Below are 12,297 nucleotides of genomic sequence, written 5' to 3'. Positions count from 1 at the left end.
AACACTTTTGTTGACAATCGTGAAGAACATGTCGGCCCCGGCGACGCACAGGTGTCCCCGGGGCCGAATGACCTGGTCAGACCTCAAGGCAAGGCAGGCCGTGGGTGATGGCCCGTCAGACCTCAACAGGAGGCGTGCCGTCAGTGATTGCCCGGTCAGCCCTCAACAGGAGGCGTGCCGTGGGTGTGGAACGACTCGATGGTCCGCAGACCCCACGCCTGTCCCTTGGCGCGTTCCGCTTCGGTCCAGGTGACGAGCGGCCAGTCGGGGGCCAGGACGAGGCGGGTGAGCGGGTTGCACAGTTCGATGCGGTTGCCGCCCGGTTCGTAGACGTAGAGGAAGAACGTCTGCTGGATGGCGTGCTTGTGCGGACCCGTCTCGATGAACACGCCGGAGTCGATGGCGAGGTCGGCGGCGCGCAGGATGTCCTCGCGGGTGTCGGTCGCGAAGGCGATGTGGTGCAGCCGCCCCGTGGAGCCCGTCCAGTCGGAGGTGTAGACGACGTCGTACGACTTGTCGGTGAAGGTCAGCCAGCGGGCCGCGATCCTGCCGGTGTCGAGGCGTATCTGTTCCGTGGGCCTGGCGCCCAGCACGTTCTGCTGGAACTCGGCGTTGGCGAGCACGTCGGCGGCCAGGAAGTTGATGTGGTCCAGGCGCCGGACGCCCACGCCTCGGCCGGGCTTGGCCTGGGGCTGGTTCTTCAGTGCAGGTTTCAGCGCGTCGGGGGCCCGGTAGTACTCGCTCTCCCAGTACAGAGCGTGTTCGTGGCCGTCCGGGTCGGTGGTGACGTACACCTTGCCGAGGCCCGGCTCGTCCTCGGTCCAGTGGCCGGTGCCGCCCGCCTCCTCGACCGCCCGGACGCGGCGCCGGAGGGCTTCCTCGCTGGAGGTGCGCAGCGCCAGCCGGCCGAGTCCGGGCTGGTCGCGGGCGGTGAGAACGAGGCTGTGGTGCTCGTAGTCGTCGAAGGTCCGCAGGTAGACGGTGTCGCCGTCCTGCCCGTTGACGGTGAGGCCCAGGAAGTCGGTGAAGAAGGCGACACTGGCGTCGAGGTCAGGGGTGAACAGCTGGGCGTGGCCCACGTGGGCGATGTCGCCGAGGGGTGGGGTCATCATTGACCTCCTGAGGATGAGGATCGTGCGGGCGGAGGGGGCGTGTCGGCGGACCGGGGGAAGACGGTGCCGTCGAAGATCTTGCGGGTCGTACGGACCACGGCGGTGCGACGGGCGGAGGGCAGGCCGTCGGGCCCGGTGGCGAGGCTGCTTTCGATGTCCGTGAACCCCGTGGGGTGCTCGATGCGCAGTGGCTCACCCCGGTGGGGCAGGCGCGCGATTCCCTCCGCCACGCTTCCTTCGATGCGCAGCCCTGCGGCCACACTTGCCGCGCCGAGGACGCCGATGGAGGTGTGGCAGCGGACGGGGATGAACGTGCGGGTCGTGACCGCGCCGCCGTGCCGGGGTGGGGCGAGAAGGGTCAGTTTGGGGACGGTCGCGTCGGTCACGTCGCCCAGGCGCATCAACTTGCCCGCCGCGAGCCGGATTTCGTGCAGACGTGCGGCAAGGTCGCCGTTCGCTTCCAGTTCCTCCGGCTCCTCATAGCCGGTCACTTTCAGGGAGTCGGCGATGATCAGCACGGTCGGCATGCCGTTGTCCACGCACGTCACCTCGACGCCGGCGACGGTGTCCCGGACGTGTCCCGTGGGCAGCAACGGCCCCTCACCGGGCGGGAACGCGATCGTCACCGCGGCCGCGCGCCCCGGCACCCCGGAGATCGCCGTGTCGCCGGTGTATTCGACCCGGCCGCCCGGCGTCGGGAACGTCGCCGTGGCGAGGTCCCCGGTGTTGACCATGCGGATACGGACCGTCGTCTCGGCGTCGCCCGGCGGGACGATTCCGCGCTCGACCGCGAACGGGCCGACTCCGGCGAGCAGGTTGCCGCAGTTCTGACGGTCCGACACCTCGGCCTTCTCGACGCCGACCTGGAGGAAGAGGTAGTCGAGGTCGGCCTCGGCGTCGTCGGACGGCGACACCACGGCGACCTTGCTCGTCAGCGGGTGCGCACCGCCGAGGCCGTCGATCTGGCGCGGGTCGGGACTGCCCATGATCCGCAGCAACAGGTCGTCGCGAGCGGCCGGTTCGGCGGGAAGGTCCTCGGCCAGGAAGTAGGCGCCCTTGGAGGTGCCGCCGCGCATCAGCATGCATCGCACCTCTGCGGGTCCGGTCACGACCCGGCTCCCTCGCCCGCTGCGGCGGTGTACTCCTCGTACGTCCGGTAGGTCACACCGAGGGTGGCGAGGGTGTCCCGCAACCCGTAGCGATCCAGACCGAGTTGACCCTCCAGGAAGGCGGCGCGGGCGTCGGCCTCCTTCCGCTCGCGGGCCTCGGAGGCTTCGGCGGTCCGCCCGGCGCGCTCACGGGGCACGACCACGACGCCGTCGTCGTCGGCGACGATGACATCACCGGGGCGGATGATCTGGCCTCCGATCACGACCGGTACGTTGACCGATCCTCCGGTCGCCTTGACGGTGCCCTGCGGGCTGACGGCGGCGGACCAGGCGGGAAAGCCCATGGCGCGCAGTTCGGCGGTGTCGCGGATGCCGGCGTCGGTGACCAGGCCGCGCACGCCCCGCCTGTGCAGTGCGGTCGCGAACAGTTCGCCGAACATGCCGTCGGTGCTGGGCGACGTGGTGGTGACGACGAGGATGTCGCCCTCGCCGCACTGCTCGACCGCCGCGTGGATCATGAGGTTGTCGCCGGGCCAGGACAGGACCGTGACCGCGGTGCCCGCGACACGGGTGCCCTGCTGGGCGGGGCTGAGGTGCGTGCCGAGGAAACCGGTGCGGCCCATCGCCTCGCCCACCGTGGCGGTGCCGTATCCGGCGAGCGCCGCGACGTCCTCGGCGTCGGCCTTGGGCGGATGGGTGACGATGACGCCGCTCATGCCAACTCCTTCGCGATCTGCGGGTACGGGCGCATGTAGGCCTCGGCCATGGTCCGGTGGGCCAGGCCCAGGTTCGGTCCCGCGTTGCGCTTGAGCTGGACGCCTCGGCGTACGGCGAGGTCGGTGTAGTAGTCCCACAGGTGCTGCTGTGCGCCGAGGCATTCCATGGCCTTGCGCTTGGTGTCCCAGACCTCGGTGATGTCGAGGAGGACCTCGGGTTTGAAGCCGCTCATCTCGGGCTGGTGCGGCTCGAAGTAGAAGACCGGCGGGGCGCCGATGATTTCGCCCTGACCGGGGTAGCCGATGGCCTGGGCGAGGACGCGGGCCTCCAGCGCCATCCGGTTGGCGGCCGGATGATCGCCGTTGTAGGGGTCCTCGGCGGGGTGCGTGAGCACGGCATCGGGCTGGGTCTCGCGGTAGACGGCGACGAGCCGGTCGGTCAGCTCGGCGGTGGCCACGAGCGGGTAGTCGCCGGCGTCGAAGAAGCGGACCGCTGCGCCGAGCGTGGCGGCCGCACGCTCGGCCTCGTCGCGGCGTATCGCCTTGATCTCGTCCAGCTTCCTGCCCTCGCGCCAGGCCCGGGCGGACTCCCCGCGCTCGCCGAACGTGAGGCACGCGATGGTGACCTTCTCGCCCCGGGAGGCGGCCAGAGCGATGGCACCACCGGCCCGCCATACGAAGTCCCCGGCGTGTGCGGTGATCACCAGTGTCGATCGTGGGGTGGCGGGCGCGTTGCCGTCGGTCATTGCTGCATCTCCTTGCTGACAGGTGTGCACCCGCTCGGCATCGCGTCAGTCGTCGCGCAGGGCGTCCATCACGCTGCTGAGGTGGGCGCGGACGGCCGTTTCGGCCGCCCGTGGATCCCTGGCGCGGATCGCCTCGATCACGGCCAGGTGCTCATTCAGGGACTGCTGCGGGCGGCCCGGCCGCAGTGCCAACTGGAAGCGGTGTCGCACCAGTTGGGCGTTGAGCCGCTCCAGGAGACCGACGGCCGTCCGCTGGCCGGAGAACTCCCGGATCCGGGCGTGCAGTTGGTGGTTGAGCTCGGAGTAGGTGACCGGATCGCCGCCGGCGACCGCCTTGGACATGGCGTCGCCCAGGCCGGTCAGCTCGTCGAGCTGCTGGTCGGTGGCCCGTACGGCGGCCTGGGCCGCGCACAGTCCTTCCAGCGCCCTCCGGCACTCCGTGATCTCCACGGCCTCCTCGACCGTGACCACGCGCACCCGCGATCCGCGGTTGCGGATCCGCTCGACCAGCCCCTCGGAGGCCAGGTCGAGCAGCGCCGCCCTGATGCTGGCGCGGGTGACGTCGTACTGCTCGGCGAGTTCGTTCTCCACCAGCCGCTGAGCCGGCGCCATCTCGCCGCGCAGAATCGCCTGCCGCAACTGCTCCAGCGCGTACTGCTTGGCCTGCTCTCCGGAGCCTGGACGGGCTTCCTTCGGCATCTGCCCTCCCTGAGTGAGTGCCTGTCGAAGCTAAATCTAGGCCAACAAGATTGTCAACAATTCTGTTGGCACTTGTTGCGCGGGGTGTCGCGCCAAGGAGTTCAGGTGCGCGGCCGGCGGCGCGGGCGTTTCCCGTGCGAAGCGGACGTGACGAGCAGCGCGGTGGCGGCCTGTTCACCCGGACGGTCGCAAAGGGAACTTCCTGCGGTGATGACGATCAGCGCGGTCACGGCGAGCAGCGCGGTCACGGCGAGCAGCGCGGTGACGGCGTGGAACGGTAGAAGGGCGGCGCGGAGGGCCCCAGGGCGCACGGACCCCAGCGCAGGCCCAAACGCCCAGCGTGTTGGGCCCAGTTGCCTCGGCCCCGCGTGTGCAGGCCGGGCGCGCGGTCCGCGCCCTCGCCGCCCTCGGCGCTCCCCCGGCCTCGCCCGGCAGCAGTCCCGGACGTTGTCCACCGGCCCGCGCCGGCCCGGACGTCACGCCGGGAGCGGGGCGATGTCGTTCCGGTCGGTGGAGAAGGCGATCTCGCGCCGGGCTTCGGGGCCCGACCGTACCGCCGTGGTCAGTGACCGGCCGAGAGCTCGCCACTGAGCTTGCCGTGCAGGTGGGCGCTGGGATCGTTCAGGCCGGTGATCTCGACGGTCTTGCCGCGCTGCGCGTACTTGGTCTCGATCGCGTCCAGGGCGGCGACCGAGGAGGCGTCCCAGATGTGCGCCGCGCTCAGATCGATCACGACCGTGTCCGGGTCGGCGGCGTAGTCGAACCGGCCCACGAGATCGTTGGAGGAAGCGAAGAACAGTTCGCCGGTCACCCGGTAGACGACCGTGCCGCCGTCGGGGTCGGTGACGGCGGTGACCTCCGCGAGACGGGCGACGCGTCGGGCGAAGACGACCATGGCGGTGATCGAGCCGACGACGACACCGATCGCGAGGTTGTGCGTGGCGACCACGCACGCGACGGTGATCACCATGACGGCGATCTCCCCGGCCGGCATCCGCCGAAGCGTCTTCGGCGCGATGGAGTGCCAGTCGAAGGTCGCGAACGACACCATGACCATCACCGCGACCAGAGCGGCCATGGGGATGTCGGAGACGACCGGGCCGAAGACGATGCACAGCACCATCAGGAACACGCCGGCGAGGAAGGTGGACAGGCGGGTGCGGGCGCCGGAGACCTTCACGTTGATCATCGTCTGGCCGATCATCGCGCAGCCGCCCATGCCGCCGAAGAAACCGGTGACGATGTTGGCGATGCCCTGACCGATCGACTCACGGGTCTTGTTGGAGTGGGTGTCGGTGATCTCGTCGACCAGTTTCGCGGTCATCAGCGACTCCATCAGGCCGACCAACGCCATCGCGAGGGCATACGGGGCGATCGTGGTCAGGGTGTCGAGTGTGAACGGCACGTCGGGCAGACCCGGCACCGGCAGCGAGGACGGCAGGGCGCCCTTGTCGCCCACGGTCGGCACCGCGACGGCCGCGCCGACGGTGACGACCGTCAGGATGACGATCGAGACGAGCGGGGCCGGGACGACAGTGGTGATCTTCGGAAAGAAGACCATCAGCGCCAGCCCACCGATGATCAGCGGGTACACCGCCCAGGGCACATCGGTCATTTCGGGGACCTGGGCCATGAAGATCAGGATCGCCAGGGCGTTCACGAAGCCGACCATCACGCTGCGCGGGATGAATCGCATCAGCTTCGCCACCCCGAGTGCCCCGAGGACCACCTGGAAGAGACCGGCCAGGATGACGGTGGCGATCAGATGGCCCAGGCCGTGCTCACGGTTCAGTGGCGCGATGACGAGGGCGACGGCACCGGTCGCGGCGGAGATCATCGCGCGGCGGCCCCCGACGACCGCGATGGTGACGGCCATGGTGACGGAGGCGAACAAGCCGATGGCGGGGTCGACTCCGGCGATGATCGAGAACGAGATCGCCTCGGGGATCAGCGCGAGGGCGACGACCAGGCCGGCGAGCACCTCGGTGCGCCAGACCTTCGGATCGTTCAGCCAGTCGGGCCTGAGGGCGCGCAGCCGCACGGCGGGAGTCACAGCGGAGGAGGACAAGGAGCAGCTACCTGTCGTCATTCAGGCGCGTCCCGCTCGGGGTGAAGGGGGCACGCGGGGGACGCGGAGGGCCGACCGGCACCCCGTGTGCGGCTCCGCGGGACGGAACCGTGGTCCGAAGATCGGACGGAGCGAGAGCGGTACGCCGGTGGGGCCGCCGTGTCACGTCCGCCGGTGGAGCATCACAGCGGACAAGCGGCGGCGCCGGACGTCCTGTGCTCGCGCACGTTTCTCTCCTGCAAGAATCGGGTCTGCGCCAGGGGCGGCGTCGACCCCGGCACGGCAACGCCGGGCTGCGGCAGAGCCGCCCCGACGCGAGGAACTCTACCCTAACGTTAGGGTAGAGATCGGCGGGGCCGGGTCGGAACGCGGCACCGCCGCGACAGGAAGGCCAGGAGCGGGGACGTGGACGGCAAGCACATGCAGATCGGCGAGGTGGCCGCGCGTACCGAGCTGTCCCTGCGCACCATCCGGCACTACGAGGAGACCGGCCTGGTCGTCCCCTCCGCCCGCTCGCAGGGCGGCTTCCGCCTCTACACCGAGACCGACGTCGCCCGGCTGATGGTCATCCGGCGCATGAAGCCGCTCGGCTTCACCCTGGAGCAGATGCGCGACCTGCTGGAGGTCACGGACCGCCTCGACGCCGCCGGGTCCGACACCGACGAGCGCGAGGCACTCCTGGAGCGGGTGCGCCGGTACGAGCAGGCCGCCGCGGAACAGGTGGAGAAGCTGCGCGTCCAGTTGTCCCGGGCGGAGGAGTTCGCCGCCACGCTGCGCGCACGGCTGCCCGGGAGCGAACCGACCCGTCCGTGACCTGACTTCGACCGTCCCGCGGCAGGCATCGAACCCGGCGGGCCGCCACGAAGACGTCTCCCGCGCGGCCGGCCGCCTCCCGCTCAGCCGGCCGCCTCAGGTCGCGGCGCCGGCCGCCGCTCCGGTCTTCAGGTCGGCGCCCCAGCGGGCGATGGCCGCGTCCAGGTCGAGCGGGCGAGGCCGCAGGTCCTCGGTCTCGGGCCAGTCCTCGCGCGGCACGCGCCACATGACCTCGAACTCGTTGCCGTCCGGGTCCTTCGCGTAGAGGGACGTGGACATCAGGTGGTCGGAGGCGCCGACGAGGGCGTCCCGTGCCCGCAGCCGGCGGCCGGTCTCGGCGAGCTCCCCGAGCGTGCCGACCTCCCAGGCCAGGTGGTACAGCCCTACGTGGCCGGGCTGCGGCCCGGGCGCCTGCGCTCCGAGAGCGAAGAGGCCGAGGTCGTGATCGTTCTCGGTGTCCTGGGCCCGCAGGAACGCCGCCCGCCCGGGCAGGTGGTGTTCCACGACGAATCCGAGGACATCGGTGTAGAAGTCGACGGCGCGGTCGACGTCACGGATGTAGAGGACGGCGTGATTGAGCCGACGTACGGCCATGGGATGCACTTCCCTTCATCATGTGCGGTGGTCAACGACGTCTGGGCCGTGGTCAGTTGCGGATGAACAGGACGAGGCCGGCGATCAGCGCACCGAGCACCACGGCCGCGGCTCCGTATCCGAGGCGGTGGGCCCGCAGCCCGGGCAGGAAGCGGTCGACGGCGAGCCGACCGGGTCCGGTGAGTGCCAGCGACGCGGCACCGGCGGCCAGCAGGATCTCGTACTCGACGCCGTCGGGAGCGAAGAAGCCGCCGCCCCACTTGACGGCCAGTGCATTGATCATCGTACCGAGGACCGCGGCACCGGCGAGCGGGGTGAGCAGGCCGAGCACGAGGCCGATTCCGCCGAGCGTCTCACTGAGCCCGGCGATGACCGCCATCGCCTTGCCGGAGGGGTAGCCGCTCATGGTGAAGAACTGGCCGGTGCCGTCGAGCCCTCCGCCGCCGAACCAGCCGAAGAGCTTCTGCGCACCGTGTGCGGCGACCGTGAGACCGAGAACGACACGCAGGAGCAGCAGACCGACATCGTAGGCGTGCAACGAGGCACCGACGCCTCCGGTGCCGGCAGCGGAGGTCGAGGAGGGGCGGGCAACGTCGAGGTGGGGGGTCATGAGCACAGGTCTTTCTGAGGACTGAGAAAAAATAGCTTGAACTTTCAAGATATGGAGCAGCCTATACGCAGCTGCATGAACTTTCAACAAATCCGATGAGGTACGGCGGGCGAGCCGGCCGATCACCCGGAAGACGCGCGGGAACGTGCCCGGCCGCCGACGGCAGCGGCGCCGATCCGGACACCACGAGCGCGCCATCGCACGAGCCGGGTCTCCGGGTGCCGTGCGGCTCGTTCCGGCCACCGGCGTCCGCGGCTGCCGGGGGCGACATAATCCGCCCATGAGCCTCACTGCGCGACAGCTCGCCCTGGCCACTCTGGACCGTCAACTCCTGCTCGAACGCCGCCGCCTGGACGTTGCGGACGCGGTCCGCCAGGTCTGTGCTCTCCAGGCGCAGACACCGGCGTCGCCGTACCTGGCGCTGTGGAACCGCGTGGAGGGCTTCGCACCCGAGGATCTCGACGCGGCGTTCACGGAACGCCGGATCGTGAAGGCGACGCTCATGCGGATCACGCTGCACGCCGTCCACGCCGAGGACTACGCGTCCTTCCACGCCGCCATGGTGAGCAGCCTGCGGGCGTCGCGTGTGTACGACCGCCGCTTCACCTCGACAGGGCTGGCCCACAACGCCGCCGACGCTCTGCTCGCCGAGCTCGCCGGGTTCCTGGCGCGGCCCCGCACCGGCGTCGAGGTGGAGGAGGAGATCACGGGGCGGTTCGGCGAGCACGCGCACCGTGTGTGGTGGGCGCTGCGCACGTACGCGCCGATACATCATGCGCCGACCGGCGGTCCGTGGTCGTTCACCCAGCCGAACTCCTACCTCGCCTCTCCGGCGTCCCCCGGCTCCGTGCCGCAGGAAGCGGGCCCCGGGGCGCAGCGGCTGCTGCTTGCCTACCTGCGGGCGTTCGGGCCCGCGTCCGCCCCGGACTTCGCCCGGTTCACCCTGCTGACGCGCCCCGTGATCACCCGGGCACTGGATGAGCTCGGCGACCAGGTGGTCCGGGTGCCGGGCCCGGGCCGCGCCGCCCTGTTCGACCTGGCGGACGCTTCCGTGCCCGCGGAGGACACCCCCGCGCCGCCGAGGCTGCTGCCGATGTGGGACAGCACACTGCTGGCCCACGCGGGTGCCGGCCGGGTCGTACCCGAGGAGTACCGGCCGCTGGTCGTCCGGCGCAACGGCGACGCGCTGCCCTGCCTGCTCGTCGACGGACAGGTCGCCGGAGTGTGGCGCGCGACCGACGGCGGCCTGGAACTGACGGCCTTCCGCAAACTCGGCAAGACCGCGTGGCGCGGTCTGACCGAGGAGGCGGAGAAGCTGCGGGCCCTGCTCTCCGACCGCGATCCCGCTGTCTACCGGCGTTACGGACACTGGTGGGACAAGGGGTTCCCCGGTGTCGAGAGCACGTTCGTCAAGGGCTGACCGCCCGGTCCCGTGCTCGCGGGGCCGGGGTGGGCGCACGGGACGGCGTGCTGTCACCGCGGCCCGCCGTGCGCGGCACACCGCCCCCACTCCGGGACGGCGGACCGCTGGACGTGGATCCCCCGTGCCTCCGGTGGCGCCACCGTGACCGGGTCAACTTGCCTCCGGTGGCGCCGCCGCGCCCACCGTCAGCGCGGCGCGGCGGCGTCGTGCTCGCTCCGGGGCGCGGGGTCGGCGGCGTCGTGCTCGCTCCGGGGCGCGGGGACGGTCGTGGGCCGGTGGTCGAACCAGTCGAAGGCCGCGGAGCCGTCGGTCACGTACATGCCGATCACGCGGCCGGTGAAGCCGGTGGCGACCTCGGTCGACAGGTAGCGGCCGTCCAGCTCGGCCAGGAGCACGGGCTCGGGCAGCAGGAGCGAGAAGGCGATGGTGTCCGGTCCGTCGGCGCCGACGCCGAGCGGTTCACCGGCCGCGTGTCCGGCGGAGACGACGGACGGGGGCACCTGGTCGGTCGTGCGCACCTCGATGACCAGGGTGAGCGGCCCCGGTGGCACCGGGTGCCGGGCAACGGCCTGGCGCAGTGGGCCGATCCGGGCGATCACGGCGGCCTCTCCGCCGCTGACCTCGATGTCGTAGTGGTGGGCCTCGTCCAGACGCACCGACAGTCCCGCGCGGCCTGTTCCCGGGTCCAGGCGGGCGGACACCCGGCAGTCGCGGTGCTGCTGCCGGTGCCCGATGAACGTGTGCCCGGGACGGTCGAGGGTGGGACCTGTCGCGGTCAGGGTCAGCCACCCCGGCCGGTCGCTCAGGGACCAGGAGCGGTCGGGGCGGCTGCGCGGGGATATCCAGCCGGGCGCCGGCACCGGGGTGTCGAAGTCGTCACGGTACGGCGCGGGTTCGGTCGGCTGCCAGGCGGCCGGGGCCTGGTGTTCCTCCAGCACCGGTCCGACCTGCGGCCAGCCGTCCTCCCAGCGGACGGGGGTCAGAAACGTCTCGCGGCCCAGGACGTGGAAGCCCGGGGAGGAACCGCGGGGCCGCGTGGCCAGGAGCACCATCCACCAGCTGCCATCGGGCGCGGAGACCAGATCGGCGTGGCCGGTGTTCTGGATCGGCCGGTCGGTACTGCGGTGGGAGAGGATCGGGTTGGCCGGGGCCGGTTCGTAGGGACCGCGCGGTGAACGGGCCCGGGCGATGGAGACGCCGTGCCCGCGCTCGGTGCCGCCCTCGGCGATCATGAGGTACCACCAGTCCCCGACGCGGTACAGGTGCGGCGCCTCGGGATACTGCAGGCCCGTTCCGGACCACACCGGCCACGGACCGTCCAGTACCTCTCCTGTCCGAGGGTCGATGCGGGCCACCCGCACCCCGGAGAAGGCACACCAGCACGAGCCGTCGTCGTCCCAGGCGAGGTCCGGGTCGATGCCCGGGAGGTCGATCCAGACCGGATCCGACCACGGCCCCTCGGGCCGCTCACTGGTGACGATGAAGTTGCCTCGTCCGCTGACGTTCGTCGTGATCATGTAGAACCGGCCGTCGTGGTGGCGGATCGTCGGCGCGTAGATGCCGCCGGAGGCCCGTGCGTCGTCCCGCAGGTCCAGTTGTCCGGGCCGGTCGAGGACATTGCCGATCTGCCGCCAGTGGACCAGGTCCCGGCTGTGGAAGAGCGGCACCCCCGGGAAGTATTCAAAACTGGAGCAGACGAGGTAGTAGTCCTCACCCACTCGGCACACGCTGGGATCAGGGTGGAAACCGCTGATCACCGGGTTGTTGTACGTCGGCATACGAAGCTGTCCTCTCGCGATGCGCCATCCGGAACGGGCAGAGAGCACCGTATGCCGAGCAGGCGGTGGAGGGGCCGGTGTGCGGTGGGCCCCTCCTGCCGGAGGACGCGTGCCCGGAGGCCGTGTGCCGAGCCGCCCCGGTCTCGCCGCTGCTTTCGCGTCAGCTCCGGTTCCCTATGCTCGCGGTCCTGCTGACCCACTGGGCCAGGGTGAGCTGCGTGGTGCCGGCCACGCGGGCCGGGCCGCGTCGGCAGGGTGCCGCGTGCCGGTCTCCGGCCTCGCCCTTCCCGTACACCTCCTGGTGCCGGTCGGCGCCGGCGGCCAGGGCGTCGCGGAGAAGGGACAGGTGTGCGGGCAGTGCGCGGTAGTCGCGCCAGTCCCGGCGCGCGGAGCGGGTTCCCTGCTGAGCTCCCACCGTGATCACCTCTTCTGTCGCAGTGGCCTGGGGAGTGTGCTCCTCGGCCGGTCGTTCACTGATCGTGTGGTGCTTCGTGGTTGCGGTGAGCATGGGAGCTGGTCCTTCCTGGCTGAACTGCCGGTCGCGGTCGTCGCGGCCGCAGGTCGGGCGTGAGTGTCCGGTCTCGGTGGTGGGCCGCCGGGCAGGATGATGACGGCGAGAGCGCCGTCGG

General features: G+C 71.0%; 13 protein-coding genes. 2 read left to right on the top strand and 11 right to left on the bottom strand.

Annotation, left to right across the window (positions count from 1 at the left end):
- Positions 1-155: 155 nt before the first annotated feature.
- The 7 genes from ACFVUT_RS18180 to ACFVUT_RS18150 form a co-directional block, all read right to left on the bottom strand.
- A complete protein-coding gene (locus ACFVUT_RS18180) occupies positions 156-1,109 on the bottom strand; it encodes a VOC family protein (protein WP_389649884.1) in 954 nt (317 codons plus the stop codon).
- The gene (locus ACFVUT_RS18175) at positions 1,109-2,221 is read right to left on the bottom strand and encodes a 4-oxalomesaconate tautomerase (RefSeq protein ID WP_389649525.1); all 1,113 of its coding nucleotides are present in this window, start codon (positions 2,219-2,221) and stop codon (positions 1,109-1,111) included. The genes ACFVUT_RS18180 and ACFVUT_RS18175 overlap by 1 nt, the downstream gene beginning before the upstream one ends.
- Positions 2,218-2,937, bottom strand: coding sequence for a 4-carboxy-4-hydroxy-2-oxoadipate aldolase/oxaloacetate decarboxylase (locus ACFVUT_RS18170; protein ID WP_389649527.1), 720 nt, complete (start codon positions 2,935-2,937; stop codon positions 2,218-2,220). Before ACFVUT_RS18170 ends, ACFVUT_RS18175 begins: the two co-directional genes overlap by 4 nt.
- The gene (locus ACFVUT_RS18165) at positions 2,934-3,683 is read right to left on the bottom strand and encodes a PIG-L deacetylase family protein (RefSeq protein WP_389649530.1); all 750 of its coding nucleotides are present in this window, start codon (positions 3,681-3,683) and stop codon (positions 2,934-2,936) included. The genes ACFVUT_RS18170 and ACFVUT_RS18165 overlap by 4 nt, the downstream gene beginning before the upstream one ends.
- A gap of 45 nt (positions 3,684-3,728) precedes the next feature.
- Positions 3,729-4,382 (bottom strand): GntR family transcriptional regulator, encoded by a 654-nt coding sequence (locus ACFVUT_RS18160; protein WP_389649533.1) that lies wholly within the window; start codon positions 4,380-4,382, stop codon positions 3,729-3,731.
- 101 nt (positions 4,383-4,483) lie between these two features.
- Positions 4,484-4,693, bottom strand: coding sequence for a hypothetical protein (locus ACFVUT_RS18155; RefSeq protein ID WP_389649536.1), 210 nt, complete (start codon positions 4,691-4,693; stop codon positions 4,484-4,486).
- Positions 4,694-4,944: 251 nt separating this feature from the next.
- Entirely contained in the window at positions 4,945-6,435 is a 1,491-nt protein-coding gene (locus tag ACFVUT_RS18150; protein ID WP_389649887.1) for a SulP family inorganic anion transporter, read from the bottom strand.
- A gap of 420 nt (positions 6,436-6,855) precedes the next feature.
- Here ACFVUT_RS18150 and ACFVUT_RS18145 point away from each other — a divergent pair, with 420 nt between their 5' ends.
- Positions 6,856-7,263 (top strand): MerR family transcriptional regulator, encoded by a 408-nt coding sequence (locus tag ACFVUT_RS18145; RefSeq protein ID WP_389649539.1) that lies wholly within the window; start codon positions 6,856-6,858, stop codon positions 7,261-7,263.
- 96 nt (positions 7,264-7,359) lie between these two features.
- Here ACFVUT_RS18145 and ACFVUT_RS18140 read toward each other — a convergent pair whose 3' ends face one another.
- On the bottom strand, positions 7,360-7,857 hold the full coding sequence (locus ACFVUT_RS18140; RefSeq protein WP_389649542.1) for a VOC family protein: 498 nt from the start codon (positions 7,855-7,857) through the stop codon (positions 7,360-7,362).
- 52 nt (positions 7,858-7,909) lie between these two features.
- Complete coding sequence (locus ACFVUT_RS18135; RefSeq protein WP_389649544.1) at positions 7,910-8,467, bottom strand: DoxX family protein; 558 nt, start codon at positions 8,465-8,467, stop codon at positions 7,910-7,912.
- Positions 8,468-8,747: 280 nt separating this feature from the next.
- On the opposite strand from ACFVUT_RS18135, the gene ACFVUT_RS18130 reads away from it, so the two are divergent.
- Positions 8,748-9,887, top strand: a complete 1,140-nt coding sequence (locus ACFVUT_RS18130; RefSeq protein ID WP_389649547.1) for a winged helix DNA-binding domain-containing protein — start codon at positions 8,748-8,750, stop codon at positions 9,885-9,887.
- A gap of 188 nt (positions 9,888-10,075) precedes the next feature.
- Here ACFVUT_RS18130 and ACFVUT_RS18125 read toward each other — a convergent pair whose 3' ends face one another.
- On the bottom strand, positions 10,076-11,668 hold the full coding sequence (locus tag ACFVUT_RS18125) for a glycoside hydrolase family 43 protein (RefSeq protein WP_389649550.1): 1,593 nt from the start codon (positions 11,666-11,668) through the stop codon (positions 10,076-10,078).
- A gap of 160 nt (positions 11,669-11,828) precedes the next feature.
- Positions 11,829-12,176 carry a hypothetical protein gene (locus tag ACFVUT_RS18120; RefSeq protein ID WP_389649552.1) on the bottom strand — a complete coding sequence of 116 codons (348 nt, stop codon included), beginning with the start codon at positions 12,174-12,176 and terminating at the stop codon, positions 11,829-11,831.
- Positions 12,177-12,297: the final 121 nt, after the last annotated feature.

The organism is Streptomyces sp. NPDC058051, assembly GCF_042885475.1.
GTDB lineage: Bacteria > Actinomycetota > Actinomycetes > Streptomycetales > Streptomycetaceae > Streptomyces.
Note: the sequence above shows the minus strand (reverse complement) of the source record. Positions and strands in the feature narration are given on the sequence as shown.

What these genes read in the sequence shown, in the direction of transcription:
- ACFVUT_RS18125 (WP_389649550.1), bottom strand. Translation starts at nt 11,668, where the DNA reads ATGCCGACGTACAACAACCCGGTGATCAGCGGTTTCCACCCTGATCCC.
- ACFVUT_RS18140 (WP_389649542.1), bottom strand. Translation starts at nt 7,857, where the DNA reads ATGGCCGTACGTCGGCTCAATCACGCCGTCCTCTACATCCGTGACGTC.
- ACFVUT_RS18165 (WP_389649530.1), bottom strand. Translation starts at nt 3,683, where the DNA reads ATGACCGACGGCAACGCGCCCGCCACCCCACGATCGACACTGGTGATC.
- ACFVUT_RS18170 (WP_389649527.1), bottom strand. Translation starts at nt 2,937, where the DNA reads ATGAGCGGCGTCATCGTCACCCATCCGCCCAAGGCCGACGCCGAGGAC.
- ACFVUT_RS18120 (WP_389649552.1), bottom strand. Translation starts at nt 12,176, where the DNA reads ATGCTCACCGCAACCACGAAGCACCACACGATCAGTGAACGACCGGCC.
- ACFVUT_RS18135 (WP_389649544.1), bottom strand. Translation starts at nt 8,467, where the DNA reads ATGACCCCCCACCTCGACGTTGCCCGCCCCTCCTCGACCTCCGCTGCC.
- ACFVUT_RS18180 (WP_389649884.1), bottom strand. Translation starts at nt 1,109, where the DNA reads ATGACCCCACCCCTCGGCGACATCGCCCACGTGGGCCACGCCCAGCTG.
- ACFVUT_RS18130 (WP_389649547.1), top strand. Translation starts at nt 8,748, where the DNA reads ATGAGCCTCACTGCGCGACAGCTCGCCCTGGCCACTCTGGACCGTCAA.
- ACFVUT_RS18160 (WP_389649533.1), bottom strand. Translation starts at nt 4,382, where the DNA reads ATGCCGAAGGAAGCCCGTCCAGGCTCCGGAGAGCAGGCCAAGCAGTAC.